The following is a 24,421-nucleotide window of genomic DNA, read 5'->3' as shown; positions in this document are numbered from 1 at the left end:
CTCTTGGCGGGCGGCTCGGACGGCCGGTCCTCGCTGGACCGGGCTGGCGGCTGCTCGCGCGCTGCGCCCGGCCGGGCTCAGCGCGCGGTGCGGGCGAGGGCGGCGGCGAACTCCGCCACCGCCTGGTTGAAAAGGTCGGGCTGCTCCACCGAGCACAGGTGCCCCGCGCGCGGGACGACCAGCAGTTCGGCGTTCGGCATCGCGTCGGCCATGGCGCGGGCCTCGTCCTCGGTGGCCAGCGCGTCCTCGTCCCCGATCATCACGAGGGCGGGGACGCGCAGGGCGCGGAGCGTCTCGAAGGAGTCCGCGCGTCCCGCCATGGCGCGCTGCGCCCATGCGGCGGCCTGCGGCGGCGTCGCCTGGACGAGGCCGCGGACCCGCCCGTAGACCAGCGCCCGCTGCCGGTAGGTGGTGGGGCCGACGAGGCCGGGCAGCACCTCGTCCACAAGGACCCGGGTGCTGCGCTCCTCTTCCAGGGCGTCGGCCTGCCGGAGCCGGTTCTCCCGGACGGGACCGGTGTCCGCGGTGGCGCGGGTGGCCGCCAGCACGAGGCCGAGGACGAGGTCGGGGTGCCGCCGGCACAGCGCCATCGCCACGTACCCGCCCATGGACAGCCCGCCGAAGACGGCCCGGCGGACGCCGAGCGAGCGGCACATGCGGGCGACGTCGTCGGCCATCGCGTCCACGGACGGCTCCTCGTCGCCCAGCAGGGAGCCGCCGAAGCCGCGCAGGTCGGGGGTGATGACCCGGAACCGGCCGGCGAGTCCCTCGCGCTGGGCCAGCCACATCGCCGAGGACAGGGGGAAGGCGTGCAGCAACACGAGCGGCGTGCCGGTCCCTACGTCCCTTGCGTACAGCCGCACCGTCATTGGGCAATGGTCGCCCGCCGGCGCGTCCCGTGGGACGGAGTGGCCGCGATCGGCCGCATGTGTTTATCTGTCCCTTTTATCCCTTTCAGTCATTCCCATTCGGGTCAGTCCATTCGGTGGGGAGCGGACAGGCGGCCGGCGCCACCCGCTTGACGATCTCGTTCAGCACGATCCGGACGTAGGGCTCGCCCACCCAGAGGTGCTTGGCGTTGTCCACCCCGACCACCTCGGCCTGCGGGACGCGCTTGAACCGCTCCCGCGCCTCCGCCGGGCGCAGGTAGTCGTCGAACTCCGGCACCAGCGCCACCACGGGCCGCCCGTCGGCGCCCCACGCGTCCAGGTCGGCGTCGCCGGCCCTCTTCAGCGGCGGCGACAGCAGGATCGCGCCCTCGACCAGCGGGTCGCGCCCCCACTTGAGCGCCAGCTCCGTGCCGAACGACCAGCCGAGCAGCCACGGCCGCGGCAGGTCGTGGTACTCGGTGTACTCCAGCGCCGCCGCGACGTCGAACCGCTCGGTCTCGCCGTCGCCGAACTCGCCCTGGCTCGTGCCGCGCGCCGACGTCGTCCCCCGGGTGTTGAACCGCAGGACCGCGATGCCGGCGAGCGCGGGCAGCCGGAAGGACGCCTTGCGCAGGACGTGGCTGTCCATCATGCCCTCGGCCGTGGGAAGCGGATGCAGGCAGACCAGTGTCGCCACCGGCGGCCGATCCGGCGGCAGCGCCAGCTCCCCGACCAGCTCCAGGCCGTCGGACGTGTGCAGCGTGATCTCCTCGCGCCGCGCCGGCAGCACCGTCGCCGCCCTGATCTCCGCCATCGCTTCTCTCCGTCTCTCGTTCGGCCGGGTGGTGTCCGCCGCGCTCCGGACGCCGGGTCGTCAGTAGCGCGGGGCGTTGCGCGACCGCAGGACGCGGGGCGAGCGGCGGGTCCGGGCCTGCCAGCAGGGCCGGTGCCAGTGCCGCCGGTCGTCGCCGCCGTCCCCCGCCCGCCAGGCGACGACGTGGCCGACGCCCGGCGGGATCTCCTGGTCGCATCCCGGGCAGCGGTACGGCTTCACCGCGCCGGCCCCGGAGACGGACCGGACGATCCACTCGCCGTCCGGTCCCTCCTCGGTCTCCTGAGCCCACGACGTGCCCCCGCCCCTCGCGGGGCGTCCGGATTCGGCACGGCGGTTCTTCCGGGGGCTCATGTCCTAAAGCATATGAACCCCGGCCACCCCGCACGGGCCGCCCGGATCGTGAGGGGCGCCACGGAGCCCTCCGTCGGGTCAGCGCAGCGGCTTGCCCGCGGTGGCGTGCTCCACGAGGAGCGGCGCCGGGGCGAGGGCCGGGTCGCGGATCTCGGCGTGCAGGGCGCGCAGGACGGCGACGGCGCGGTCCGGGCCGATGCGGTCGAGGTCGGCGACGGGGCCGGTCGGGTAGCCGCAGCCCAGGGTCATCGCGGCGTCGATCGAGTCGGCGTCGGCGTATCCGGCGCCGAGCATGGCGGCGGCGTCGTTCAGGTAGGGCAGGCGCAGGGCGTCCACGATGAACCCGGCGCGGTCGCGGCAGCGCGCGACGGTGAGACCGAGGCGCCCGAGAAGGGCGGCGGCGCGGTCGGCGACGTCGGGGTCCGTCGCGACCGTGGCCGACATCTCCGCCAGGGCGCCGGCCGGGTCGGGTAGGTGCAGCCCGACGACGTCGGACGGGCGTCCGGTGGCCATGGCCTGCCGGATCGCGGAACCGTCCACCGACGTGACGGCGATGACCGTGCCGGGCTTGGCGGCCTGGACGGCGGCCGACAGCAGCGCCCGCGCGGCCTCGGGGTCCTCCGCCGCCTCGATGATCAGGTCGCACCCGGCAAGGTCGGCGGCGGAGTCGCCGACCCGGGCGCCCGCCCGGTCGCACAGCGCGGCGACCGCGTCCGCGAGCGGGCCGACGCCGACGACGCCCACGGTCGGCGCCGCGCCGCCCGGCTCCCGCGCCGCCTCCGCGGCCGGTGCCGACTTGTCGTAGGTGTAGAAGCCGCGGCCCGTCTTGCGGCCGAGCAGCCCGGCGGTGACGAGTTCGCGGAGCAGCGGCGAGGCGGCGTGCCGGCGGTCGCGGGACTCGGCGAAGATCGCCTCCAGCACCTCCAGGCAGGTGTCGAGGCCGATCAGGTCCATCAGGGTGAACGGGCCCATCGGCAGGCCGGCGCCCGCCTTCATCGCCGCGTCGATGTCGTCGCGGGTGGCGTGGCCGGTCTCCAGCATGGCCGCGGCCTGGTTCAGGTAGCCGAACAGCAGGCGGTTGGCGACGAACCCGGCCCGGTCCCCGATCGTCACCGGCGTCTTGCCGAGGCCCTTGACCAGGTCGGCGACCCGGGCGACGGACTCCGGCTCGGTGAGGACGGTCCCGATGACCTCCACCAGCTTCATGACCGGCGCCGGGTTGAAGAAGTGCACCCCGACGATCTTGGTGGGACGGCCGGTGGTGACCGCGATGTCCGTGACCGACAGCGAGGAGGTGTTCGTGGCGAGGACGGCGTCGTCCCGGCACACGCGGTCGAGCTCGGCGAACACCGTGCGCTTCAGGTCGAGCCGCTCGGGGACGGCCTCGATGACGAGGTCGCAGTCGCCGAGGTCGGCGAAGTCGGTCGACAGCGTGATCCGGCCGAGGATCTCGTGCTGGGCGTCCTCGGTGAGCTTGCCGCGCTTGACGGCCCGTCCGGTGGAGGACTCCAGGTTGCCGCGCCCGCGCTCCAGCGCCTCCCGGTTCACCTCGATGCCGACGACCGCGAGGCCGCCGCGCGCCAGCACCTCGGCGATCCCCGCGCCCATCGTGCCCAGTCCGACGACCCCGACCCTGTTGAACGAACCACCAGTCATGCACGGCAGTCTTGCAGAGCGGTCGCCCGAAGCCGCTCCCGGGTACGACGGGGACGTGCGCCTCGGAATCTTCCTCCTGTCCGCCCGTTTCCCCGGCGAGGACGACGCCGCCGCCCTGTCCCGCACCGTCGAGGCCGCCGTCGCCGCCGAGCGCGCCGGGTTCGACGACGTGTGGCTCGCCGAGCACCACTTCATGTCGTACGGGGTGGTGCCGTCCGCGGTCCTGCTGGCGGGTCATCTGCTGGCCGCCACCACCCGGATCGGAGTCGGGACGGCGGTGAGCGTGCTGTCCACCCAGCATCCGGTCGCGCTGGCGGAGCAGGCCGCGATGCTGGCGCTGCTGTCCGGCGGGCGTTTCCGGCTGGGCGTCGGGCGCGGCGGGCCGTGGCGCGACCTGGAGGTGTTCGGCACGGGCCTCCCCCGCTACGAGCACGGTTTCGCCGAATCCCTGGACCTGCTGCTGGCGTGGCTGCGCTCCGACCGCCTCGCGTGGGCGGGCGAGCACTTCGCCTTCCGCGAGGTGCCGGTCGTCCCGCGGGCGCCCGTCCCGCCGCCGGTGACGGTCGCCTGCACGTCGCCCGCGACCGAGGCGCTGGCAGCGGAACGCGGCCTGCCGATGCTCCTCGGCATGCACGTCGGGCCGGAGGAGAAGGCCGCCGCCGTCGCCCGCCACGGCGACCCGTCGCTCCCGCACATCTCGACCCACGTGGCCCAGGTCGCCGACACGCGGGACGAGGCCGTCGCCGCCCTCATGGACGGGATGCCGCGCTGGCTCGGCCCCGGCTTGGAGGGATACGTCGCCGTGGACGACCGTCCGCGTCCGTCCCGCGACCCCGTCGCCTACACGCGCCTGATGTGCGACCTCCATCCGGTCGGCTCACCAGACGACTGCGTCAATTCTCTCGCCGCCACCGTGGCGCGGACCGGCATCAGGCACCTGACCCTGCTGGTGGAGGGCGCCGGGTCACGCGCCGCGACCCTGGAGAACATCACCCGCCTGGGGCGCGACGTCCTCCCCGAGCTTCGCGCCACCACATGAACGCGCGGCGTGCCGAACGGGTCGGCACGCCGCGGCGGTCGGGCGGGTCAGCAGTCGCGGAGTTCGGGCGACTGGTTGAGGATCTGCTCGCGGGCCGTGACGAACGTCCGGTACGCGCTGGAGTCGCCGGTGGGGAAGACCGCGACGCGGTGGCAGTTCTGGAACGCGAGTCTCACTCCGAAGTAACGCTCCAGCGCGCCGCGCATGGCGTCGCTCGCGAGGACGCGCAGGAGCTGGCCGCGCGCCTTCTCGTCCGGGGGCGGCGTGAGGTTGTCGGCGAAGTCGCCGCCGTCCACCTGCAGCCGGGCGACGAGGCCGCTGATCATGTCCCATGCGTAGGGGAGGGAGGTCTTGATGCACTCGACGAAGTCCGCGTCGCCGACCTCGCCCTTCTGCGCCGTCTCCAGCAGTTCCGGGGTCACGTCGAGAGACATGCGGGGTCCTTTCGCAGACGGAGGATGAACACCCACACGCCGACGGTAGACACGGCCCCGGGATAATTCCAGGCTTGACAAAGGTTTTCATTCCGCTATGAACGCGGCCCCGGCCGGCCCCCGGCCGACCGAGGCCTCCGTCATCCCGCGGCGGCGGCGTTGTGGTGGCGCCGCCGTCCGGCCGACCGGGCGGCGAGCCGCTCGGCGCACTCGGCCCAGTACTCGCGGGCCACCCGCGCCAGCCGGGCGTCCCGTGCGGCCCCGGCCTCCGCGCGCAGGGCGCGAGCCCGCTCGCTCATGACCGACTGCATGATCTCGTGGTGGTACACGGCCCCTCCGTAATGGTCCGGGCCGCTCGGCACGACCCGACATCCAAGAGACTCGCGCTAAGGTCCCCGCCCCCACATCGGCACGACGCCTTATATCGCCCGGTCAGTGGCCTTAGGCGGGCTCAGGGGCCCACAGCCCGGTACCGCTGGCATGATCGCGGCATGGCAGAACCGCTGGCGGGGCTGGACGGCATCGACTGGGCGGGCCTCGACCACGCCTACGGCTCGGCGGAGGACGTGCCCGACCTTCTCCGCGCCCTTTCCTCTCCCGACGAGGATGAACGGGACGCCGCGTTGGGCGAGCTGTTCACCAACATCTTCCATCAGGGAAGGCGATACGGCGCGGCCGCCGCAGCGGTCCCGTTCCTGCTCGCCCTGGCGTCCCATCCCGGCACTCCCGACCGCACCGGGCCGCTCTACCTGACGGCCGCGCTGGCCATCGGGTACGACGCGGCGCACCTGCCGTCCGGCGTCGACATCAGGGCCTGGCGCGAGGAGGCGGCGCGGCTGCGCGCGACCGAAGACCGGGACCGCTTCGACTTCGCGCGGGCATTGCGCTCCGCGGAGGCGGAACTCGCCGCCTACGACGCCGTTCGCGCCGGGCTGCCCACCGTCCGGAAACTGCTCAGCGACGACGACCCCGGGGTGCGAGCCACCGCCGCGTACACGGCGGGCTGGTTCCCCGAGGAGGCGACGGCCACGCTCCCCGATCTGGAGGCGCTGCTCCAATCCGAGCAGGACGCGAACGTCATCGCGCACGCGCTCGTCGCCGCCGGACTGCTGGACGGCCGGGCGCTGCTCCCCCGGTTCCGCGAGCACCTGGCCGGCGCCGAGCCGCTGCCGCGCTGGGCCGCCGCGACCGCGCTCGCCCGGCTGGGCGACGCCGACGCACCCGTCATCGCCGAACTCGCGGCCTCCAGCGCGTCCCCGCCCGAGGGCCACATGGCCTTCCTGGAAGGCGACCTGCGCCTCTACTCGGCTCTGACGCTGGCCGCGCTGGACGAGGTGCCGCCCGATGCGGTCGACGCCGTCCTCGACGGCCTGTCCCGAACGTCCGACGACGCGTCGTTCCCGATGGCGGAGGCGGCGCTGAGGCTGACGTTCCGCACACCGGCCCTCCCGCTCCCCCGGTTCGCCGACCTCACCCCCGCGCAGCAGCGGACCGTCCGCACGATCGCCGAACTGCCGCCCGAGAGCTGGCGGTGGGGCAACCTCATGGAGATCCTCCACGCGTGGGGCCTGCCCACCGACCACGACGACTGCCGCCGGTACGCCCGTCTCGCCTAAAGCAGGCCGGACGCCGCACTAAGGTGATGCACCGTGCGTCTCGTTATCGCCCGCTGCAGCGTCGACTACGCCGGCAAGCTCACCGCCCACCTGCCGATGGCCCTCCGCCTGATCCTGATCAAGGCGGACGGGAGCGTGAGCGTGCACGCCGACGACCGCGCCTACAAGCCCCTCAACTGGATGAACCCGCCCTGCTCGCTGCGCGAGGAGGTCTACGAGGAGAACGGCGCCGTCGCGCGCTGGACGGTCACGCACGGCAAGTCGGGCGAGCGGCTCATCCTCACCATCGAGGAGTTCCTGCACGACACCAGCCACGAACTGGGCATCGACCCCGGCCTCCAGAAGGACGGTGTCGAGGCGCACCTGCAGGAACTGCTCGCCGAGCACATCACCACCCTCGGCGAGGGCTACACCCTGATCCGCCGCGAGTTCCCCACCGCGATCGGCCCGGTCGACATCCTCTGCCGCGACGCCGCCAGCGCCACCGTCGCGATCGAGATCAAACGCCGAGGCGAGATCGACGGCGTCGAGCAGCTCACCCGCTACCTGGAGCTGCTGAACCGCGACCCGCACCTGGCCCCCGTCCGGGGCGTCTTCGCGGCCCAGGAGATCAAGCCCCAGGCCCGCGTCCTCGCCACCGACCGCGGCATCACCTGCGTCACCCTCGACTACGACGCCCTCCGCGGCATCGAGCACGAGGGCACCCTCTTCTGACGCCCCTCCCGGGCCGCACGACCTCACATTTCCGGCCTCCATTCCGTCGTACCAATGAGAAGCCGAACTCCACGACGAACGGGGATGGGTGGTCATGCCTACGCAGCACGAGGTCGAGGAAGCCAGGATCCGCGAGCAGATCGACAAGATCGTCGAAGGGATCCGCGCCAAGGACCTGAAGGCCCTGGAGCAGGTGTACACGCCTGACGTCGTGTCCTTCGACGTCGAGCCGCCGCTCCAGCACGTGGGGATCGCGGCGAAGCTGAAGAACTGGACGAACGTGTTCACGTTCTTCCAGGACGTGTCCTACGAGATCCGCGACCTGACGCTCACCGTGGGCGACGAGGTGGCCTTCGGCCACGGCTTCGGCCGGCTCAGCGGCACGCTGGGGAACGGAACGGCGACGAGCGGCATGTGGGTCCGGGCCACCTTCTGCTTCCGCAAGACCGGCGACACCTGGCTGATCGCCCACGACCAGGTCTCCGTCCCCCTCGACATCCCGACCGGCAAGGGAGCGACCGACCTCCAACCCTGACAAGAGACCGCTCAGAGGCCATCGATGCCGATCTCTTCCATGCGTCCGTTCGGGCCCAGCTGGAAGAACCGGGGCGGGCCCATGTTCGCGACCGCATCGGCGTAGGCGGCTTCACGTTCGGCCTGCTCGCGTCCTGTCGGATCGGTCACCCGGAACCCGTGCACGGGGACCGCCCCGGCGTCGATGTCGGTGTCCTCCCAACGGCCTTCGATGACGAAACCGAACAGGAACCGCAGGGCGTCCTCGCCCATCTCCAGCGGATGGAACGGGAGCGCATACGGCTCCTCGTCGTCCCAGGTCGGATCCGGCTCCACGGCGCGTTCGCCCGCCCAGTACGGCCGCTCGAACTCCAGCGGTTCGCCGATGTTCTCCATGATGCCGCTGTCGGGGGAAAGGCTCAGCGAGCGCACCAGCGTCCCGTCCTCCCAGATCGCGAACGCGAGCCAGTCGACGACCGAGTGCATCCCGTGCATGACGACCCGGCGTCCCGCGCCCAGCCGTCGGAGATGCTCGGGCAGTTCCGACGGGCGGTCGAGCACGAGCCTGCGGTCGATGACCAGGTCCACCCCGGCCGCCGCGAGGGCGAAGGTGACGTCGTCGGGCGGATAGGCGTCATCGAGCCGGCCGTCCGCGATCCCCTCGACCGCGAAGCCCGGATGCACCCGCCGGACCAGGCGTTCGGTCGCGGCGCGGTCGGGGTCCGACGCCCCGGCCAGCGCCGAACGGACGTCCCCGTCCGCGAATGCCAGCAACGCCGTCTTCGCTCCCATGCCGCTCCTCACCGGTGTTCGGGCATGCGCCCTTGATCGGATGAGGACTCTACGGACCGGGGCTGACACTCCTCCCGCCGTGCGGCCGGCGCGCTAGGCCGCGGGGCCGCCGGTGTTGTCGATCATTTTTTGGAGGACTCTCACGGTGGTGGCGTAGTCGGCGTCGTCGATGCCCTCGTGGATGCGGGCGCGGATCTCCGGGGTGTGCCGCTTGAGGTCGAGGCGGGCCTGCTCCCCCGCTTCGGTGATCCACCACCGGCCCTCGCCGTCGCGGGTGAGGCAGCCGCGCTCCAGCAGGACCTTCGCCTCGGCCTCCAGGTCGTCCTCGCGCCTCAGGTAGGACTTCATGGCCTGCTCGAGTTCGGGGACGGTCATGCCCCGGCCGTCGGACGAGAGATCGTTCTTCGACAGGTGGCGCAGCAGCCAGAACTGGGGCTGGGTGAGGCCGAGCTCGGCCTGCCGGGCCCGGATGAACGCGATGATGGACTCGTAGGCCAGTCCGGTCCAGTAGCCGACCGGCTGGGCGGCCAGTTCGGCGTCGGAAACCTGCTGGGTCGCCATGTGCGGTGCTCCCATCGAATGATCATTGATGCGGCAACCGTAGAACCTGAAGTTAAGTTGAGGTCAAGGCGCGAAGCCGGGTGCCCGCCGGCGGGGCTCGCGCGTCACGGCGTCTGCTGGACCAGGATGGCCGCCGCGCGGTCGAGCAGTTCGCAGAGGGCCGCGTGTTCGGCGGGGGTGAACGCGTCGGTCAGCGCGCGCTCCAGCACGATCACTTCCCCGTAGGCGCGCTCCAGCAGCCGGCGGCCCTCCTCGGTCGGTGTGGCGATCATGACCTTGGCGTGCACCGGGGACGGCTCGCGGACGACGAGGCCCTTGTTCTGCAGGCCGGTCAGGACGGTGGCCATGGTCTGCTGGGTGACGCCCAAGGCGCGCGCGAGCTGGGCACCGGACATGCCGCCCTCCCGGGAGAGGGTGAGCAGCACCGTGTACTGCGTCATCGTGAGCCCGTAGCCGCGCAGCACCGCCTCGTGGTGGCCCATCAGCGCCTGCTCGGTGCGCCGGATGCGGGTGCACAGGTACTCCTCGACCGGGATCTCGGTCACCGTCCCACCACTTTCACAGATTGCTGTGTTGACTAAGCATGCTGAGAATCGCTAGGTTCCCGAGTGTCAGGTTACTGATTCAGCTCAGGAGGCTGCAATCGTGAAAGCCGTCGTGCTCGACACCGACGACCAGTTCCACCTCGCCGATCTGCCCGAGCCCGTCCCCGGTCCCGGCGAGGTCGCCATCGCCGTCGCCTTTGCCGGGATCCAGTACGGCGACGTGCTGGTCCGCGGCGGCCACTTCCCGCTGCCGCGCCCGTTCGTCCCCGGCTTCGAGGCGGCCGGGCGCGTCATCGCGGTCGGCGACGGCGTGGACCCCGGCCGCATAGGGCAGCAGGTCACGGCGCTGACCAGCGGCGGCGCGTACGCCGAAGTGGTCCTCGCGCCGGATGTGCTCGCCTTCGAGGCCGCCGGCCTCGACCCGCGGACCGCCGCCGGGTTCGGCTGGATCACCCCCACCGCCTACGACCTGGTCAACACCGTCGCCCGCGTGCGCTCCGGCGAGAGCGTGCTGATCCACGCCGCGGCCGGCGGCGTCGGCTCCCTGGCCGTCCAGTTCGCCAAGGCCGCCGGGGCGGGGACGACGGTCGGCGTGGTCGGGAACGCCGGGCAGACCGGCTACGCCGCCGGGTTCGGGTTCGACCGGGTCCTGGTGAGCGAGGAATTCCCCGACGCCCTGGACGACCAGCGGTTCGACGTGATCCTCGACCCCATCGGCGGACCCGCCCGCCTCGCCAACCTGGAACGCCTCGCCCCGCACGGCCGGCTGGCCGTCTACGGCAACATCGCCACCTTCGAGCCCGTCCAGGTCTCCGCCAACGACCTGCTCATGGACGGCAAGTCCCTGCTCACCTACAACAGCAACCTGCTCAGCCAGACCCACCCGGAGCGGCTCGCCGACAGCGCGCGCCAAGCCCTCCGGCTCGTCGTCGACGGCCAGGTCAGCATCGACATCACCGCCGAATACGAAGCAGCCGACCTCGACACCGCCGTGCAGCGCCTCGCCGACGGCGCCGTCCACGGCAAGAGCGTCCTCCGCATCGCCTGAATCCCGGGGGCGCGGAAGGACAGGTGATCTTGTCTGCGGGCTCCCCGGCGTCGGACGGGACGGGCATCATGGCGGGCATGACGTTTCAAGCCAGCGGCAGCTTCGACATCGAGGCGTGGGACGCCGACAAGCCCTACGACGAGCAGGCGGGCAACCGGTTGACCCGCGTCCACGTCGGCAAGACGTTCCACGGGGATCTCGTGGGGACGAGCTCCACCGAGCTGATCACGGTTGAGTCGCCGGCGGGGCCGGTCGCCTACGTGGGGATCGAGCACGTCCAGGGCATCCTGCACGGCCGCGAGGGGACGTTCGTCCTGCAGCACAGCGCGGGCAGCGAGGACGGGACGTCCGACACCCAGTGGCTGCGGTGGCTCATCGTCCCCACCTCCGGGACGGGCGAGCTCGCCGGCATCCGCGGCGTCGGCCAGATCTCCGTCGCGGAGGACGGCGGGCACACCTGGGCGCTGGAGTACACGCTGGACTGAGCGCCGATCTCCGGCCGGTAATGTTCGGTTCATGCCCCCGGTCACCGGCGACGCCACGCGCGAGCGCATCATCGACGCGGCCGAAGCGTGCTTCGGCCGCTTCGGTGTCGCCAAGACCACGGTCGAGGACATCGCCGCCGCCGCGCGGCTCTCGCGGGCGACCGTGTACCGCAGCGTCACCGGCGGGCGGGACGAGCTGATCCTCGCCGTGGTGGTGCGCGACCTGCACCGGTTCCTCGACCGGCTCGCCGACCGGCTGCGCCGGGAGCGGTCGGTCTCGGAGGCGATCGTCGAGGGCACGCTGGACGCGGTGGACTACGTCCGCAACGAGCCCGCGATCGCGCACTTCCTCGTCCCCGAGGCGGCGGGCCACATGCAGGCGGCGGTGGCGGGGGCGGCCGAGCACGTGCTCGCGCTGTGCTGCGAGTACGTGCGGCCCTATTTCGAGCAGGCGCAGCGGCAGCGGACGCTGCGCGCCGACATCGAGGTGGAGGGGACGGTCGAGTTCCTCTTCCGCATCATCACCTCGCTGATCGTGATGGACCGCGACCGGGACGCCGACGGGCTGCGCCGATTCCTGCGCACCTACGTCGTCCCGGTCATCGCGGCGCCGGCGTCCGGGCGGACGGCCTCGGCATGAGGATCTGGGACGGGACGCCGCGGAGACGGCGCGGCGAGAGGGGCCGGGAACGATGAATGGCACTGCGCGCGGGATGCGGGGCAACGCGGCCGTCCGGCCGAGCCCGGTGTTCCTCGCGGTCGTGGGGGCGACGATCCTGTGCGGCCTGATCGCCTGGCGCTACGGGACGATCCTGGACAAGCCCGGCCGTATCGCGCTGTTCGGGTTCGTGATCGCGGCGTGGGTGCTGTCGCTGTCCCTGCACGAGTTCGGGCACGCGTACATGGCCTACCGGTCGGGCGACCGCAGCGTCGTCGCCAAGGGCTACCTCACGCTGAACCCGCTGAAGTACTCCGACGTCACGCTGAGCTTCCTCATCCCCGTCGTGTTCATCATCCTGGGCGGCATCGGCCTGCCGGGCGGCGCGGTGTGGATCGACCGGCACGTGATCCCGGGCCGGCTGCGGCACAGCCTGATCTCGGCGGCGGGCCCGCTGTCGAACGCGCTGTACGCCGTCATGCTCGCGGTGATCTTCAAGAACTTCGCCGACGCCGAGCACGCGCTGTTCTGGTCGGGGCTGGCGTTCCTGGCCTTCCTCCAGGTCACGGCGGCGATCCTGAACCTGCTGCCGATCCCCGGCCTGGACGGCTTCGGGATCATCGAGCCGTACCTGCCGCGCCACTGGGCGAACCAGGCCAACGCCTACGGCGGCTACGTCTTCCTCGTCCTGATCGCGCTGCTGTGGCTGGGCCCGATCAACGAGGGCTTCTTCAACGTCATCTACTACATCACCGACGCCATCGGCCTCGGCGAGTTCCCCTTCGACGTCTTCGACGAGCGGATCAACCACCCGATCCAGCTCGGCCACTCGCTGTTCATGTGGTGGCAGAACTAGTCGTCGGCGGAACCGGTCATCAGGCGGCGGACGATGCGGCGGAGCTGGTCGGTGTAGTGCTCCTGGAACTCGGGTGACCCGGGGTCCATGCCGAAGACGTGGCGGACGGCGAGGGGCTTGGCGGCCGGCGCCGACACCAGCGCCATGACGGCGAACATGATCGCGGCCGGGTCCAGTTCGCCGGGCAGTTCCCCGGCGGCCTGGCGGCGCTCGATGTCGGAGAGGTCCTCGCGGTCACAGGGCGGGATGTCGTCGAGGTCCTCGGTGAGGCCGCGCCAGGCGTTCAGCCGCACGCCGCGCGGGTCGTCCAGGACGTGCCGCAGATACCGGGCCACGATCTCGTCGAACGGGACGGCCGGGTCGTTGAACTCGGCCTCCCGCTCCGTCCAGCGGCGGTGGAGCTCGCGGTACAGCCCCTCCTTGCCGCCGAAGTAGTAGTTGATCAGCTGCTTGTTGACGCCGGCGCGGTCGGCGATGTCCTGGACGCGGGCGCCCGCGTAGCCCTTGGCGGAGAACTCGTCCAGCGCGGCGTCCAGCAGCAGGCGCCGCGACCGCTCGGCGTCGAGCGTGCGCTCGTCCGGGGCGGGGGCGCGCCTCGCCTGCCTCGCCGCGGGGCGCTTCGTCGTGTCCGTCACGACCCCCATGGTAGCCGGATGTTTGATCGGTTCAACCATCCGGCTGTTTGACAACTTCATCCAACTGGTTGAAGCTGGCCGCATGATTCTCGTAACCGGAGCGACCGGGAACGTCGGACGCCATCTCGTCGGCGAGCTGCTGACCGCGGGCGCCGCCGTCCGCGCCCTGTCCCGGGACCCCGCCACCGCGAACCTGCCCAGCGAGGCGCAGGTCGCCCGCACCGACGAGATGCCGCTGGACGGCGTCACGTCGCTCTTCCTCAACCCGGCCGCGTTCTGGGGCGGCCTCGGCGACCTGCTCCCCCGCGCCGCCGACCACGGTGTCCGGCGCGTCGTGATGCTGTCGTCCGCCGCCGCGCTGGACGACGACCCGTCCAACGAGCTGGCCTCGCACCACCTCGCCATCGAGCGGGCGATCGAGGCCACCGGCATGGAGTGGACGTTCACGCGGCCCGGCGAGTTCGCCACCAACGCGCTGGCGTGGCGCGAGGCGATCAGCGCCGGCGAGCCCGTCCGCGAGCCGTACGCGGCGGCGCGCAGCACGCCGATCCACGAGCGCGACATCGCGGCCGTCGCGGCGAAGGCCCTGCTCACCGACGACCTGGTCGACGCCAAGCCGGTGCTGACCGGCCCCGAGGTGGTCACCCATCCGGAGATGGTCGAGCTGATCGGCGAGGCGGCCGGGCTCCCGGCGCGCTTCGAGGAGATCCCTCCCGAGCGGGCCCGGGAGGAGATGCTCGGCCGCCCCTACATGCGCGAGGGCCTGGTCGACATCCTGCTCCGCCTGCGCGCGCAGGCCGTCGACGCCCCGGTCGAGCCGTCCGGGGAGGTCGAGCGCATCACCGGCCGCCCCGGCCGGACGTTCAAGGAGTGGGCCGCCGACCACGCTCACGACTTCCGCTGACCCACCCCGCCACCGGGCCGCGAGCCACCCAGCTCGCGGCCCTCCCCGCCCTCGCCGGCGCGCCCGTCTGTACTCTCGCGGGATGGAGTATCCGGAGCTGGAGTTGGCTCTACCGGGACCCGAGCGGGATCGCGGAGTGAAAGCGATCCTGTCCGGAGAGAAGACGGCGCTCACGGGGTTGCCGGAGCTCTACGAGCGGGCCGGCGAAGCGGTCCCCGAGCCCGGACAGCGGTTCTGCGTGGTCGACTCGCAGGGGGATCCGGCGGCGACGATCGAGCTCGTCGAGGTGCGGGTCGTGCCGGTCAAGGAGATCGACGAGGAGTACGTGCGGGCCGAAGGGCGCGGCTATGCCGACGTCTCGGAGTGGATCGCGGATCACAGGGCCCTCTTCCAGAGCGATCCGGTGAGCGAGTACCTCGGCCGCACTCCTCGTTTCGACGACGACACACTGGTCGTGACCGAACGCTTCAGGCTCGTGGAGGCGGCCGGAAGGCACGCTTCGACGGGCGAAGACTCGATCGCCTAGCCGCGCCCGACTACTCGCCCGCGCTGGAGTCCTCACGCGTGCCGGGCTGCTTCTTCCGGTGGCCGCGCTCGTTGAGGGACTCGATTTCGTGGGAGGCCCATTCGAACCAGTCGCGGCGCATCGCGGCGTAGCGCTTGCCGTACTCGATGACCAGGCGGCCGTAGACGGACAGGTCGTCCTCGCCCCAGTCGATGCCCTTCTCGAGCGCGGCCAGCTCGTCGAGGTATTTCTCGAGCCCCGCCGCGTGCCCCCGCAGGTAGCGCTGGGCCTCCTCCGGCTCGACCAGGCCCAGGAAGAAGACCCGCAGCAGCGGCTCGTCCTTCCGGCTTCCCTTCGAGCGGACGTCCACCAGCCAGTGGCGCAGCTCCGCGCGGCCGGGCTCGGTGATCCCGTACGCCTTGCGGCCCCGCGGCCCCTCCTCGGCGACCTCGATCAGCCCGGCGTCGAGGAGCTTGCCCAGCTCGCCGTAGATCTGGCTCTGCCGGGCCGGCCAGACGTTCCCCAGCGAGATCTCGAACATCTTCAGCAGGTCGTAGCCGCTGGCGCCGTCCATCTCGGCGATGAGCCCGAGCACCGCGTGTCGCAAACTCATGCCGGTACTCTAACGTTCACTGTTGACATGTCAAAATTGGAACGTCTATCTTCGACGTGTCAAAGTTGGAACGTGAAGCCAGGAGCCCCCGGCATGCCGAAGTACTACGCCCGCACCTTCCTCCCCTGGATCCTGCTCGCCGTGGTCAGCGGCTTCGACGACCGGGCCGGCGCCGCAGCCGGGCTCGTCGCCGCGCTGGTCCTGCCGGCGCTGGACCTGCGGCGGGGCCACCGCGCCGACTCGCTGATCCTGGAGGCCTCCACCTCGGTGTTCATGGCCGCGCTGACCGCGCTCGCGTTCACCGTCCCCGGCTCGGCGGTGCTGGACTACGGCGCCTCGCTCGCGATCGGCTGGCTGGCCCTCACCGCCTGGGGGACGCTCCTGCTCGGACGCCCCTTCACCGCGGGCATCGCGCGCCGCCAGGTCACCGCGGAGATCGCCGCGACGGACCTGTTCCGGAGCATCAACCGCGTGCTCACCGCCGTGTGGGCGGCGAGCTTCACCGTGCTGGCGGCCGCCCTCGGCTGCGTCCAGCACTGGACACCGGACGCCACGGCGCTGCTGGTCGCGGTGAAGGTCGCCGGGTTCATGGTCCCCGCCGTCTGCACCGCGCGGTACCCGGAGTACGCGCGCAGGCGCCATCTGACCCGGCTCGGACTACCGTTGACAGAGGCGCCCGCCACGTCGCAGCCCGAGCCGTCCGTTCGCTGACCCCCGCCGAAGACCGGCTCGGAAAGGAGCACCGAGATGGGCGAGAACACCACCGAGCGCCCCGCCACCTGGCTGGACGGACCCCTGGCACCCGTCCCCGACGAGACCGGCGCCCGCGACCTGGAGGTCACCGGCGCGCTGCCCCCCGAGCTGACCGGCCGGTACTTCCGCAACGGGCCGAACCCCAGGCCCGGCGAGCCGAGCAGGCACTGGTTCAGCGGCCACGGGATGATCCACGGCGTGCGGCTGCGGGACGGCCGGGCCGAGTGGTACCGCAACCGCTGGGTCCGGACCGAGGCCTTCGTCCACGGGACGTCCTTCGTCCGCGACGACCTCACCTTCGACCGCCGCGCGGTGCAGGCCAACACCCATGTGATCCCGCACGCGGGCAAGATCTGGGCGCTGGTGGAGGCCGGGTTCCCCTACGAGGTGACGCCCGAGCTGGAGACCGTCGGCGCGTGCGACTTCGGCGGGCGCCTCACCACCGCCATGACCGCGCACCCGAAGGAGGACCCGGCCACCGGCGAGCTCCTGTTCTTCGGGTACGGGGTGTTCGAGCCCTACCTCACCTTCCACCGGCTCGCGGCGGACGGGACGCTGGTCGAGAGCCGCGAGGTCGAGGTGCCGGGCCCGACGATGATGCACGACTTCGCGATCACCGAGAACCACGTGGTCTGGCTCGACCTGCCGGTGGTGTTCGACCTCGACCTGGCGCTGTCCGGAACGACCGGCATGCCGTACGTCTGGGACGACGCCTACGGCGCCCGGCTCGGCGTGATGCGGCGGGACGGCACCGCCGAGGTCGCCTGGTACGAGATCGACCCCTGCTACGTCTTCCATGTCGGCAACGCCCACGAGGACGCCGCCGGACGGGTCGTGGTGGACGGCGCGCGCTACCGTCCCGAGAACTTCGGCGCCCTGTGGGGGGACATCGGCGGGACCGTCGACCCCGCCACCGGGGCGGCGCGCTCGCAGAGCGCGAGCCTGCACCGCTGGGTCCTCGACCCCGCGACCGGCCGCGCGGCCGAGGAGTCCATCGACGACCGCGGCGTCGAGTTCCCCACCCACGACGACACCCGAACCGGCAGGGAGCACCGCTACCTCTACACGGTGGGCGGCGGCTCGATCGTGAAGTACGACCTGCGCGGGCAGGGGACGTCCGCGCACGACTTCGGCGAGGACGCGCACGTCGGCGAGGCGGTCTTCGTCCCGGCCGAGGGGGCCCGCGCCGAGGACGAGGGCTGGCTGCTGTCGATCGTCACCCGCGACGCGGCGTCCGACCTGCTGGTGCTGGACGCGGCCGACCTCTCGCACACCGCCACCGTCCGGCTGCCGCGCCGCGTCCCGGCCGGATTCCACGGAAGCTGGATCCCCGACGCCCGATCCGGCGCCTAGGGTGGTTTACTAGCCGGTACCGCCGTGCAAGCAGTCACTTACCAGGCCCCTCCCGGGAGGTCCCCATGTCCGTGGCCACGGAGAACACCGAGACGTTCGCGTCGCTGAACCCGGCCACCGGCGAGGTCGTCGCCGAGCACCCCGTCCAGGACGCCGCCGCCGTGGCGGCGGCGGTCGAGCGCGCCCGCGAGGCGGCCGACTGGTGGCGCGCCCTCGGCTGGAAGGAGCGCAGGCTCCGGCTGCTGAACGTCAAGGGCTCGCTCGCCCGCAACCTGAACCGGATGGCCGAGCTCATCCACCAGGAGACCGGCAAGCCGGTCCAGGACGCCCAGCTTGAGACGATCATGGCGATCACGCACCTGGACTGGGCGGCGCGCAACGCGCGGAAGGTCCTCGGGCCGCGCAACGTCTACCCCGGGCTCATGGCCGTCAACCAGCGCTGCGTCCTGGAGTACCAGGCGCTCGGCGTCGTCGGCGTCATCGGCCCGTGGAACTACCCGATCTTCACCCCGATGGGCTCGATCGCCTACGCGCTCGCCGCCGGCAACGCCGTGGTGTTCAAGCCGTCCGAGTACACCCCGGGCGTCGGCGTGTTCCTCGCCGAGCTGTTCGCCGCGGTGATCCCCGAGCACCCCGTCCTGCAGACGGTCACCGGGCTCGGCGAGACGGGCGCGGCGCTCGCCTCGTCCCCGCACGTCGACAAGATCGCCTTCACCGGCTCGACCCGCACCGCCAAGCGCGTCATGGCGGCGTGCGCCGAGAACCTCACCCCGATCGTCGCCGAGTGCGGCGGCAAGGACGCCTGCATCGTCGACGCCGACGCGAACCTCGACGCCGCCGCCGACGCCGCGCTGTGGGGCGCCATGTCGAACGCGGGCCAGACCTGCATCGGCGTCGAGCGGATCTACGTCGTGGACGAGGCCTACGACAAGTTCCTCGGCAAGCTGACCGAGAAGGCCCGCGACCTGCGTCCCGGCTTCGACCGCGAGGCCGCCTACGGCCCCATCACGATGCCCTCGCAGCTCGACGTCATCGAACGCCACATCAAGGACGCCATCGACAAGGGCGGCAAGGCGGTCGTCGGCGGCGCCGAGTCCGTCCGCAAGCCCTACGTGGAGCCGGTCGTGCTGACCGACGTCCCGGACGACTCGTCCGCCGTGTGCGAGGAGACGTTCGGCCCCACCATCACCGTCCACCGCGTGAAGGACATGGACGAGGCGGTCGAGAAGGCCAACAGGACCAGCTACGGCCTCGCCGGGACGATCTTCTCCGGCGACAAGTCGCGCGCCATGGACGTCGCCCGCCGGATGCGGTCGGGCATGACGTCCATCAACGCGTTCGCCGCGTTCGCCCAGGTCGCGGCCCTGCCGTTCGGCGGCGTCGGAGAGTCCGGCTTCGGCCGCATCCACGGCGCGGACGGCCTGCGCGAGTTCGCCCGCCCGAAGGCCATCACCCGCCAGCGGTTCGCGACCATGAACCTCACCACCTTCGCCCGCAGCGAGAAGGAGATGGCGCGCGTCCTCGGCATGATCAACATGATCCACGGCCGCCGCTACAAGCGCTGACCGGGGAACGCCCCCGCCGGTCTCCGGCGGGGGCCCCGCCTACACTCGACACCATGAACGCCCCCGTGCGGAGCCGCCTTGAGGTGCGCCTGGGCGCGGCGCCTCCTCCCCCGCCCGGTTTCCGGCCGTTCACCGACGGCGACGTCCCCGCCTTGGCCGCCCTGATGTGGGACGCCTACCGCGGCACCCCCGACGAGGCCGACGTGGGGGACGTCCAGGGCGCCGTCCGCGAGATCCACCTCACCATGGCCGGCGAGTACGGCACGTTCCTCCCGGACGGGTCGTTCGTGGCCGACCACGAGGGCCGCCCTGTGGGCGCCGCCCTCGTCACCCTCTACCGCGAGCTCCCCCTGCTCGCCTTCCTGTTCACCGCCCCGGCCCACGCGGGCCGCGGCCTGGGCCAGGGGCTCGTCCAGGCCGTCATGCACGCCCTGGCCGCGGATGGCCACGACACCCTCACCCTGGCCGTGACCCGCCGCAACCGCCGCGCCCGCCGCCTCTACGACCGCCTGGGCTTCGTGGAAGTCGCCTAATGGCGCGCCGCCGGGCTGATGTTCTGGTTCGCCCGGAAGAAGTTGGCGGGATCGTACTTCGCCTTGATCTCCGCCAGCCTGTCGTAGTGGTCGCGGTAGGTGGCCTGGACCCTGTCCTCGCTCTCGTCCGTGCCGAGGAAGTTCACGTAGGAACCGCCCATCGAGTACGGGTGGAGCTCCTCCCAGTAGTCCACGCACCACCGCCGGATCGTCGCGGCCTTCGCGGGGTCCGGGTCGACGCCGGCGAAGACGGCGGACCAGGTGGCGTCCCGATAGCCCCAGGCGGTGTCGTCCCTCCCCACCCGCTGGGCCGCGCCGTCAATGGGGTAGAGGTGCATGATGGACAGGTCGGTGGGGATCTCCGCTCCGAACCTCTGGTGGATCTCGGCGGCCTCGTCGGGGATGCGGTCGAAGAAGTCACCCCGCCAGTACCACTGCAGGCCGGGCGGGACGAGGTCGTCGAACATGGACTGGAGCATCGGATAGGGCATCGGGCTGGTGAACGTGAAAGCCGGCCGGCCGGGCTCGTTCACCGGCGCGAGGACGCTCTCCAGGTCCGCGGGCTCGCCGGTGTAGCACCAGACGACGACGCACATCTTGCGGCCGTGGAGCTCCTCGGGGAACGGCGGCGCGGGCGGGATGACCATGAGGGCGGCGAAGCCGCTCAGGTCCTCGGGCGCCTGCGGCAGGAAGTCGCGGTACCACCGCAGCACGTCGCGCGTGGCGTCGACCGGCCAGGCCGTGAGGCCCACCCCGACCGTGTCGACGGGGTGCAGCCGGAAGGTGAACGAGGTGACGACGCCGAAGTTGCCGCCCCCACCGCGGAGCGCCCAGAACAGGTCGGGGTTCCGCGACTCGGAAGCGGTGACCAGTGAGCCGCCTGCCAGCACCACGTCGGCGGAGAGCAGGCTGTCCACAGTGAGGCCGTACTTGCGGGTGAGATGGCCGTGGCCGCCGCCGAGCGTGAGGCCGCCGACCCCGGTCGTCGAGACGATCCCCGTGGGCACCGCGAGCCCGAAGGGGTGGGTGGCGTGGTCCAGGTCGCTCAGCAGGCTTCCCCCGCCGACCTCGGCCGTGCGCTCCTCCGGGTCGACCCGCACCCAGCGCATGGGCGACAGGTCCACGGTCACGCCGCCCTCCACCAGGCCCAGGCCGGGGCCGCTGTGTCCACCGCCCAGGACGGCGACCTCCGCGCCGGCCTCATGGACCAGACCGAGCGCCGCCATCACGTCCGCGGCGTCGGAGCACCGCACGATGGCCGCGGGGCTCTTGTCGATCATCGCGTTGTAGATCGAGCGGGCCCGGCCGTAGTCCGGGTCCTGCGGGCCGATCACCGGACCCCGCAGTGTGGTGCGCATGGATTCCAGTACCGTGGCCGTCATCAGGCCTCCCCCGTCCGGCGCCGCGACGCGTCCCGCACCTCCGCGCCCATGGTCTCGATGACCCCGCCGAGCCTCTCCCGGCGGGAGTCCCCCTCCTACCGGTTACTGCCACCCGAATCACGGCATAATCGGGCAAAAGGGAAAAATAACCCCCCATGGCCATCCCCGCTTCATCGAGATCGCTTGACCTCGACTCCGGCGTCAGCGTGGTGTCAGCGTGCTGTAGATGCTTCGTGGATGGGCGAGAGCCGATGTCAGCTCCGTGTCAGCGCTGCCGATGAGTCTTGAGCCATCGGGATTCAGGCGGCCTTGAAAGGAGCTGGGCATGCGTAAAGCAAAGGTGCTCATCTGCGGTGCGAGCATCGGTGGACCTGCACTGGCCTACTGGCTGCACCGGTACGGGTTCGAGGTGACGGTGGTGGAGCGGGCGCCGGGGCCGCGTCCGGGCGGGCAGGCGATCGACGTTCGGGGACCGGCGCTGGACGTGCTCGAGCGGATGGGAGTGCTGGAGGAGGTCCGCCGCCACGGCACCGGCCTGCGCGGGATGTCGATGGTCGACGACGAGGGCCGGGAGCTGTTCAGCACGACCGAACGCACCGCCAGCGGCGGGGATCTCGAAAGCCCCGACGTCGAGATCCTCCGCGATGATCTCGCGGCGATCCTGTACACCGCGGGCGAGGAGCAGATCGACTACGTCTTCGACGACGCGGTCGCCGCGCTGGAACAGGACGCCGAAGAGGTGCGGGTGGTGTTCCGCAGCGGAGCGGCACGGACCTTCGATCTGGTCGTGGGCGCCGACGGCGTCCACTCGGACACGCGGCGGCTCGTCTTCGGGCCGGAGGAGAAGTTCCTGCGTCACCTGGGCGGCTATCTGGGCGTGTGGACGGTGCCGAACGAGCTGGGACTGCACCGCTGGCAGGTGGTCTACCAGATGCCCGGCAACCCGTGGGGCGCGATGATCATGAGTGTCCGCGATGACACCGAGGCCCGCGTCTATGTCGGCATCGAGTCCCCCGAGCCGCCCGCGGGGTTCCTCCCGCCATCCGCCAGGGAGCAGAAGCAACTGGTGGCCGACCGGTTCGCAAAGGCCGGCTGGCAGATGCCGCGCTTGCTCGAGCACATGTGGGACGCCCCGGACTTCCACTTCGACGCGATGGCACAGATCCACATGGACTCCTGGACGCAGGGCCGGGTCGCGTTGCTCGGAGATGCGGGCTACTGCGGATCCCCCGCGTCCGGCCAGGGCACCACCATGGCCCTGGTCGGTGCGTACGTGCTGGCCGGCGAACTGGGAACCGCGGAAGGCGACCACCGCACGGCCTTCACCGCCTACGGAGACCGCCTGCGCGCGTACGTGGCCGCCAACCAGGAACTCGCCCTGACCAACATCGCCCAGATGCGGGCCCGGCATCCCGACTTCTCGGAGGACGCCATGGCGGCCCCGAGCGCCGAAGCGCCCCGGTACGAAACCCCGGACATCATCGACGGCTTCCAGATCCGCGACTACTGACACGACCCGCATACGCCGGGCCGCCGCTCCCCCGCGGCGGCCCGGCCGGGGCTCAGTCGGCGACGAGGCGGGAGCCCCAGCCGCCGGGGGTGTACTCGCGCTGGCGGCGGACGGCGTAGCGGCCCGGCGTGCAGCCGGACGCGCCGTGCTCCGGGTGCAGCAGGTAGACGGGGGCGGACGCCTCGAAGACGCCGATGACCAGGCCGCCGGGCTCGGACACGTTCGTCGTCCAGCGGCAGGTGCCGGGGTCGGCGACGAGGGTGTGCGGGTTGCCGCCCGCCGCGCCGCGCAGCAGTTCCACGCCCTCGGACGGCACGTCCGTCCACGTGCCGTGCTGCCAGAACGACAGATCCGAGATCTCGGACATGGGGATGACGATCAGATCGCCCTGGGCCTGGATGCCGTCGACGACGGGGATGCGGACCGACCGCTCGAGATGGTCGAGCACGGCGAGCCCGGTCTGCCGGGAGAGGGACGCGAGGGTCACGGGCGGAGCATGGTTCACGGTCATAGGGATCACCTTCAGGTTCGGCGGACGAGTCGGGAGTACTGCTCGGCGGACAGCCCGTAGGTCCATCCGGCGGCGGCGACCGGGTCGGTGAAGACGCCCGGGACCGCCAGCCCGTACCGGCGGCGGTGCCCGTCGCGCTCGACGGAGCCGTTGACGGCGAGCAGCACCCTGGTCTGCTCGCGCAGGTCGTAGAGGCGCAGTTCCGAGCCGGGGTTGCCGGGGTCCGGGGCGGCGGCCACGAGCCGCAGCCCGGCCCGGTCGATGTAGCCGCCCCAGCCGATGTGCTCGATCGCGCACCGCCGGACCTCGACGTTGGCCTCCCGCTCGATCCGCTCGACGCTCGGGTCCTCCACCACCCAGGCCGGCACCTTCGTGCCGTGCCAGGCGTACGCGTCCCACCCGTCGGCGTACCGGAGCGCGGGGCCGTCCGGGCGGTGCAGGCGCACCTGCCGCTCGTCGCCCCAGACCTCGGTGTGGAGTTCCACGGGCCGCTCGGACACCACGCAGACGTCCTCGCGCGGCAACCACCAGGCGCAGGACCGGGCCTGCGTCGCCCACAGGCCGAGCAGACGATCCTGCTCGGGCGTGAAGACCACGCCGGACATCCGGCGAACCGCGTCATAGTGGGCGCTCCAGGACGGGCACAGGGCCGCGTGCCAGGAGTCGCTCCGCTCGAACCTCTCGTACTCCGACCAGAGCGCCAGGCGCACCGTGCTCCGGACGGAGTCCGCGACCGGCATCCGGATCAGTTGCCGGATCATCGGGTCCAGCGTCCGCGAGCGCTGCATGACCTGGGTGTCCAACTGCACCGACAATCCACTGACCAACCGGCGGAAACGCTTCGGCAGCGGCCAGTCGGACAGGCGGTCCGCGCTCTCGTACGGGCTCGGCCGGATGCCGGGCGGGACGGTCTCCAGGGCCGCCAGCGGCGACGGCACCCAGTGGAAGCGGGGTGGAGCGAGCCCGATCAGCAGGTAGAGCTCGGAGATGGCGGCCTCGGCGGCCGGACGGTCGGCGGGCGCGGTGGAGAGCAGATGCCCGAGCCACTCCGCGCGGACGGCGGCAGCTTCCCGCTGCACGTCGACGCTCACCGGATGAGGGCGGCGTCGCCCCTTTCATCGATCATGGCTCGGATCTTCGCACAGCGGCTTTCCGCCGTCCACCCCTCGGGGCCGGGGCGGCGGC

General features: G+C 71.9%; 29 protein-coding genes. 15 read left to right on the top strand and 14 right to left on the bottom strand.

What is annotated here, in order from left to right; genetic code table 11:
* Positions 1-77: 77 nt before the first annotated feature.
* The 4 genes from ABWI07_RS01575 to ABWI07_RS01560 all read right to left on the bottom strand — a co-directional run bounded on the left by ABWI07_RS01575 (position 78) and on the right by ABWI07_RS01560 (position 3,711).
* Complete coding sequence (locus ABWI07_RS01575) at positions 78-869, bottom strand: alpha/beta fold hydrolase (RefSeq protein ID WP_353817369.1); 792 nt, start codon at positions 867-869, stop codon at positions 78-80.
* A gap of 85 nt (positions 870-954) precedes the next feature.
* On the bottom strand, positions 955-1,683 hold the full coding sequence (locus tag ABWI07_RS01570; protein WP_149259433.1) for an alpha/beta hydrolase: 729 nt from the start codon (positions 1,681-1,683) through the stop codon (positions 955-957).
* A gap of 60 nt (positions 1,684-1,743) precedes the next feature.
* The gene (locus tag ABWI07_RS01565) at positions 1,744-2,055 is read right to left on the bottom strand and encodes an Rv1322 family protein (protein WP_149259432.1); all 312 of its coding nucleotides are present in this window, start codon (positions 2,053-2,055) and stop codon (positions 1,744-1,746) included.
* A gap of 78 nt (positions 2,056-2,133) precedes the next feature.
* Positions 2,134-3,711 (bottom strand): 3-hydroxyacyl-CoA dehydrogenase family protein, encoded by a 1,578-nt coding sequence (locus ABWI07_RS01560; RefSeq protein ID WP_149259431.1) that lies wholly within the window; start codon positions 3,709-3,711, stop codon positions 2,134-2,136.
* 55 nt (positions 3,712-3,766) lie between these two features.
* Here ABWI07_RS01560 and ABWI07_RS01555 point away from each other — a divergent pair, with 55 nt between their 5' ends.
* Entirely contained in the window at positions 3,767-4,750 is a 984-nt protein-coding gene (locus tag ABWI07_RS01555; RefSeq protein WP_353817368.1) for an LLM class flavin-dependent oxidoreductase, read from the top strand.
* A gap of 47 nt (positions 4,751-4,797) precedes the next feature.
* Here ABWI07_RS01555 and ABWI07_RS01550 read toward each other — a convergent pair whose 3' ends face one another.
* Both ABWI07_RS01550 and ABWI07_RS01545 read right to left on the bottom strand, forming a co-directional pair.
* Complete coding sequence (locus tag ABWI07_RS01550) at positions 4,798-5,184, bottom strand: SCO5389 family protein (RefSeq protein ID WP_149259429.1); 387 nt, start codon at positions 5,182-5,184, stop codon at positions 4,798-4,800.
* Positions 5,185-5,324: 140 nt separating this feature from the next.
* The gene (locus ABWI07_RS01545; RefSeq protein ID WP_149259428.1) at positions 5,325-5,513 is read right to left on the bottom strand and encodes a hypothetical protein; all 189 of its coding nucleotides are present in this window, start codon (positions 5,511-5,513) and stop codon (positions 5,325-5,327) included.
* Positions 5,514-5,675: 162 nt separating this feature from the next.
* Here ABWI07_RS01545 and ABWI07_RS01540 point away from each other — a divergent pair, with 162 nt between their 5' ends.
* The 3 genes from ABWI07_RS01540 (at position 5,676) to ABWI07_RS01530 (ending at position 8,049) form a co-directional block, all read left to right on the top strand.
* Positions 5,676-6,800, top strand: coding sequence for a HEAT repeat domain-containing protein (locus ABWI07_RS01540; protein ID WP_353817367.1), 1,125 nt, complete (start codon positions 5,676-5,678; stop codon positions 6,798-6,800).
* Between the two features lie 33 nt (positions 6,801-6,833).
* Complete coding sequence (gene nucS / locus ABWI07_RS01535) at positions 6,834-7,514, top strand: endonuclease NucS (RefSeq protein ID WP_353817366.1); 681 nt, start codon at positions 6,834-6,836, stop codon at positions 7,512-7,514.
* 94 nt (positions 7,515-7,608) lie between these two features.
* Positions 7,609-8,049, top strand: a complete 441-nt coding sequence (locus ABWI07_RS01530; protein ID WP_353817365.1) for a YybH family protein — start codon at positions 7,609-7,611, stop codon at positions 8,047-8,049.
* Between the two features lie 11 nt (positions 8,050-8,060).
* Here ABWI07_RS01530 and ABWI07_RS01525 read toward each other — a convergent pair whose 3' ends face one another.
* The 3 genes from ABWI07_RS01525 to ABWI07_RS01515 all read right to left on the bottom strand — a co-directional run bounded on the left by ABWI07_RS01525 (position 8,061) and on the right by ABWI07_RS01515 (position 9,925).
* Positions 8,061-8,819, bottom strand: a complete 759-nt coding sequence (locus tag ABWI07_RS01525; protein WP_149259424.1) for a DUF6928 family protein — start codon at positions 8,817-8,819, stop codon at positions 8,061-8,063.
* Positions 8,820-8,912: 93 nt separating this feature from the next.
* Positions 8,913-9,395, bottom strand: a complete 483-nt coding sequence (locus ABWI07_RS01520) for a winged helix DNA-binding protein (protein ID WP_353817364.1) — start codon at positions 9,393-9,395, stop codon at positions 8,913-8,915.
* An 89-nt stretch (positions 9,396-9,484) separates the two neighbouring features.
* The gene (locus ABWI07_RS01515) at positions 9,485-9,925 is read right to left on the bottom strand and encodes a MarR family winged helix-turn-helix transcriptional regulator (RefSeq protein WP_353817363.1); all 441 of its coding nucleotides are present in this window, start codon (positions 9,923-9,925) and stop codon (positions 9,485-9,487) included.
* Positions 9,926-10,025: 100 nt separating this feature from the next.
* Here ABWI07_RS01515 and ABWI07_RS01510 point away from each other — a divergent pair, with 100 nt between their 5' ends.
* The 4 genes from ABWI07_RS01510 (at position 10,026) to ABWI07_RS01495 (ending at position 12,972) form a co-directional block, all read left to right on the top strand.
* A complete protein-coding gene (locus ABWI07_RS01510; protein ID WP_353817362.1) occupies positions 10,026-10,973 on the top strand; it encodes a quinone oxidoreductase family protein in 948 nt (315 codons plus the stop codon).
* Positions 10,974-11,050: 77 nt separating this feature from the next.
* Entirely contained in the window at positions 11,051-11,458 is a 408-nt protein-coding gene (locus tag ABWI07_RS01505) for a DUF3224 domain-containing protein (protein ID WP_160160916.1), read from the top strand.
* Positions 11,459-11,489: 31 nt separating this feature from the next.
* On the top strand, positions 11,490-12,098 hold the full coding sequence (locus ABWI07_RS01500) for a TetR/AcrR family transcriptional regulator (RefSeq protein ID WP_353817361.1): 609 nt from the start codon (positions 11,490-11,492) through the stop codon (positions 12,096-12,098).
* Positions 12,099-12,150: 52 nt separating this feature from the next.
* A complete protein-coding gene (locus tag ABWI07_RS01495; RefSeq protein ID WP_353817360.1) occupies positions 12,151-12,972 on the top strand; it encodes a site-2 protease family protein in 822 nt (273 codons plus the stop codon).
* Here ABWI07_RS01495 and ABWI07_RS01490 read toward each other — a convergent pair.
* Positions 12,969-13,607, bottom strand: a complete 639-nt coding sequence (locus ABWI07_RS01490; protein WP_353817358.1) for a TetR/AcrR family transcriptional regulator — start codon at positions 13,605-13,607, stop codon at positions 12,969-12,971. The two genes, ABWI07_RS01495 and ABWI07_RS01490, sit on opposite strands and share 4 nt — an antisense overlap.
* Before the next feature lie 82 nt (positions 13,608-13,689).
* On the opposite strand from ABWI07_RS01490, the gene ABWI07_RS01485 reads away from it, so the two are divergent.
* Positions 13,690-14,511 carry an SDR family oxidoreductase gene (locus ABWI07_RS01485; RefSeq protein ID WP_353817356.1) on the top strand — a complete coding sequence of 274 codons (822 nt, stop codon included), beginning with the start codon at positions 13,690-13,692 and terminating at the stop codon, positions 14,509-14,511.
* Between the two features lie 82 nt (positions 14,512-14,593).
* Complete coding sequence (locus ABWI07_RS01480) at positions 14,594-15,037, top strand: ASCH domain-containing protein (protein WP_353817355.1); 444 nt, start codon at positions 14,594-14,596, stop codon at positions 15,035-15,037.
* 10 nt (positions 15,038-15,047) lie between these two features.
* On the opposite strand, the gene ABWI07_RS01475 is transcribed toward ABWI07_RS01480, so the two are convergent.
* Entirely contained in the window at positions 15,048-15,629 is a 582-nt protein-coding gene (locus tag ABWI07_RS01475) for a PadR family transcriptional regulator (RefSeq protein ID WP_353817354.1), read from the bottom strand.
* 93 nt (positions 15,630-15,722) lie between these two features.
* On the opposite strand from ABWI07_RS01475, the gene ABWI07_RS01470 reads away from it, so the two are divergent.
* The 4 genes from ABWI07_RS01470 to ABWI07_RS01455 all read left to right on the top strand — a co-directional run bounded on the left by ABWI07_RS01470 (position 15,723) and on the right by ABWI07_RS01455 (position 19,833).
* Positions 15,723-16,340 carry a hypothetical protein gene (locus ABWI07_RS01470; protein WP_353817353.1) on the top strand — a complete coding sequence of 206 codons (618 nt, stop codon included), beginning with the start codon at positions 15,723-15,725 and terminating at the stop codon, positions 16,338-16,340.
* Between the two features lie 36 nt (positions 16,341-16,376).
* A complete protein-coding gene (locus tag ABWI07_RS01465; protein ID WP_353817352.1) occupies positions 16,377-17,735 on the top strand; it encodes a carotenoid oxygenase family protein in 1,359 nt (452 codons plus the stop codon).
* A gap of 65 nt (positions 17,736-17,800) precedes the next feature.
* Positions 17,801-19,300, top strand: a complete 1,500-nt coding sequence (locus ABWI07_RS01460; protein WP_353817350.1) for an aldehyde dehydrogenase family protein — start codon at positions 17,801-17,803, stop codon at positions 19,298-19,300.
* A gap of 53 nt (positions 19,301-19,353) precedes the next feature.
* The gene (locus ABWI07_RS01455) at positions 19,354-19,833 is read left to right on the top strand and encodes a GNAT family N-acetyltransferase (RefSeq protein ID WP_149259412.1); all 480 of its coding nucleotides are present in this window, start codon (positions 19,354-19,356) and stop codon (positions 19,831-19,833) included.
* On the opposite strand, the gene ABWI07_RS01450 is transcribed toward ABWI07_RS01455, so the two are convergent.
* Complete coding sequence (locus ABWI07_RS01450; RefSeq protein ID WP_353817349.1) at positions 19,830-21,215, bottom strand: FAD-binding oxidoreductase; 1,386 nt, start codon at positions 21,213-21,215, stop codon at positions 19,830-19,832. The genes ABWI07_RS01455 and ABWI07_RS01450 overlap by 4 nt on opposite strands.
* A gap of 325 nt (positions 21,216-21,540) precedes the next feature.
* Here ABWI07_RS01450 and ABWI07_RS01445 point away from each other — a divergent pair, with 325 nt between their 5' ends.
* Positions 21,541-22,725 carry an FAD-dependent monooxygenase gene (locus ABWI07_RS01445; protein WP_353817348.1) on the top strand — a complete coding sequence of 395 codons (1,185 nt, stop codon included), beginning with the start codon at positions 21,541-21,543 and terminating at the stop codon, positions 22,723-22,725.
* Positions 22,726-22,777: 52 nt separating this feature from the next.
* On the opposite strand, the gene ABWI07_RS01440 is transcribed toward ABWI07_RS01445, so the two are convergent.
* Together ABWI07_RS01440 and ABWI07_RS01435 are read right to left on the bottom strand one after the other, a co-directional pair.
* Positions 22,778-23,236, bottom strand: coding sequence for a DUF8820 family protein (locus ABWI07_RS01440; RefSeq protein ID WP_353817347.1), 459 nt, complete (start codon positions 23,234-23,236; stop codon positions 22,778-22,780).
* Positions 23,237-23,247: 11 nt separating this feature from the next.
* The gene (locus ABWI07_RS01435; RefSeq protein WP_353817345.1) at positions 23,248-24,315 is read right to left on the bottom strand and encodes a DUF6745 domain-containing protein; all 1,068 of its coding nucleotides are present in this window, start codon (positions 24,313-24,315) and stop codon (positions 23,248-23,250) included.
* Positions 24,316-24,421 lie beyond the last annotated feature (106 nt).

This window comes from Actinomadura sp. NPDC000600 (genome assembly GCF_040492135.1).
Taxonomy (GTDB): domain Bacteria; phylum Actinomycetota; class Actinomycetes; order Streptosporangiales; family Streptosporangiaceae; genus Spirillospora.
This window is presented reverse-complemented; position numbering and strand designations above follow the sequence as displayed.

What these genes read in the sequence shown, in the direction of transcription:
- ABWI07_RS01575 (WP_353817369.1), bottom strand. Translation starts at nt 869, where the DNA reads ATGACGGTGCGGCTGTACGCAAGGGACGTAGGGACCGGCACGCCGCTC.
- ABWI07_RS01570 (WP_149259433.1), bottom strand. Translation starts at nt 1,683, where the DNA reads ATGGCGGAGATCAGGGCGGCGACGGTGCTGCCGGCGCGGCGCGAGGAG.
- ABWI07_RS01565 (WP_149259432.1), bottom strand. Translation starts at nt 2,055, where the DNA reads ATGAGCCCCCGGAAGAACCGCCGTGCCGAATCCGGACGCCCCGCGAGG.
- ABWI07_RS01560 (WP_149259431.1), bottom strand. Translation starts at nt 3,711, where the DNA reads ATGACTGGTGGTTCGTTCAACAGGGTCGGGGTCGTCGGACTGGGCACG.
- ABWI07_RS01550 (WP_149259429.1), bottom strand. Translation starts at nt 5,184, where the DNA reads ATGTCTCTCGACGTGACCCCGGAACTGCTGGAGACGGCGCAGAAGGGC.
- ABWI07_RS01540 (WP_353817367.1), top strand. Translation starts at nt 5,676, where the DNA reads ATGGCAGAACCGCTGGCGGGGCTGGACGGCATCGACTGGGCGGGCCTC.
- ABWI07_RS01530 (WP_353817365.1), top strand. Translation starts at nt 7,609, where the DNA reads ATGCCTACGCAGCACGAGGTCGAGGAAGCCAGGATCCGCGAGCAGATC.
- ABWI07_RS01525 (WP_149259424.1), bottom strand. Translation starts at nt 8,819, where the DNA reads ATGGGAGCGAAGACGGCGTTGCTGGCATTCGCGGACGGGGACGTCCGT.
- ABWI07_RS01520 (WP_353817364.1), bottom strand. Translation starts at nt 9,395, where the DNA reads ATGGGAGCACCGCACATGGCGACCCAGCAGGTTTCCGACGCCGAACTG.
- ABWI07_RS01505 (WP_160160916.1), top strand. Translation starts at nt 11,051, where the DNA reads ATGACGTTTCAAGCCAGCGGCAGCTTCGACATCGAGGCGTGGGACGCC.
- ABWI07_RS01500 (WP_353817361.1), top strand. Translation starts at nt 11,490, where the DNA reads ATGCCCCCGGTCACCGGCGACGCCACGCGCGAGCGCATCATCGACGCG.
- ABWI07_RS01495 (WP_353817360.1), top strand. Translation starts at nt 12,151, where the DNA reads ATGAATGGCACTGCGCGCGGGATGCGGGGCAACGCGGCCGTCCGGCCG.
- ABWI07_RS01485 (WP_353817356.1), top strand. Translation starts at nt 13,690, where the DNA reads ATGATTCTCGTAACCGGAGCGACCGGGAACGTCGGACGCCATCTCGTC.
- ABWI07_RS01480 (WP_353817355.1), top strand. Translation starts at nt 14,594, where the DNA reads ATGGAGTATCCGGAGCTGGAGTTGGCTCTACCGGGACCCGAGCGGGAT.
- ABWI07_RS01475 (WP_353817354.1), bottom strand. Translation starts at nt 15,629, where the DNA reads ATGAGTTTGCGACACGCGGTGCTCGGGCTCATCGCCGAGATGGACGGC.
- ABWI07_RS01470 (WP_353817353.1), top strand. Translation starts at nt 15,723, where the DNA reads ATGCCGAAGTACTACGCCCGCACCTTCCTCCCCTGGATCCTGCTCGCC.
- ABWI07_RS01465 (WP_353817352.1), top strand. Translation starts at nt 16,377, where the DNA reads ATGGGCGAGAACACCACCGAGCGCCCCGCCACCTGGCTGGACGGACCC.
- ABWI07_RS01460 (WP_353817350.1), top strand. Translation starts at nt 17,801, where the DNA reads ATGTCCGTGGCCACGGAGAACACCGAGACGTTCGCGTCGCTGAACCCG.
- ABWI07_RS01455 (WP_149259412.1), top strand. Translation starts at nt 19,354, where the DNA reads ATGAACGCCCCCGTGCGGAGCCGCCTTGAGGTGCGCCTGGGCGCGGCG.
- ABWI07_RS01450 (WP_353817349.1), bottom strand. Translation starts at nt 21,215, where the DNA reads ATGACGGCCACGGTACTGGAATCCATGCGCACCACACTGCGGGGTCCG.
- ABWI07_RS01445 (WP_353817348.1), top strand. Translation starts at nt 21,541, where the DNA reads ATGCGTAAAGCAAAGGTGCTCATCTGCGGTGCGAGCATCGGTGGACCT.
- ABWI07_RS01440 (WP_353817347.1), bottom strand. Translation starts at nt 23,236, where the DNA reads ATGACCGTGAACCATGCTCCGCCCGTGACCCTCGCGTCCCTCTCCCGG.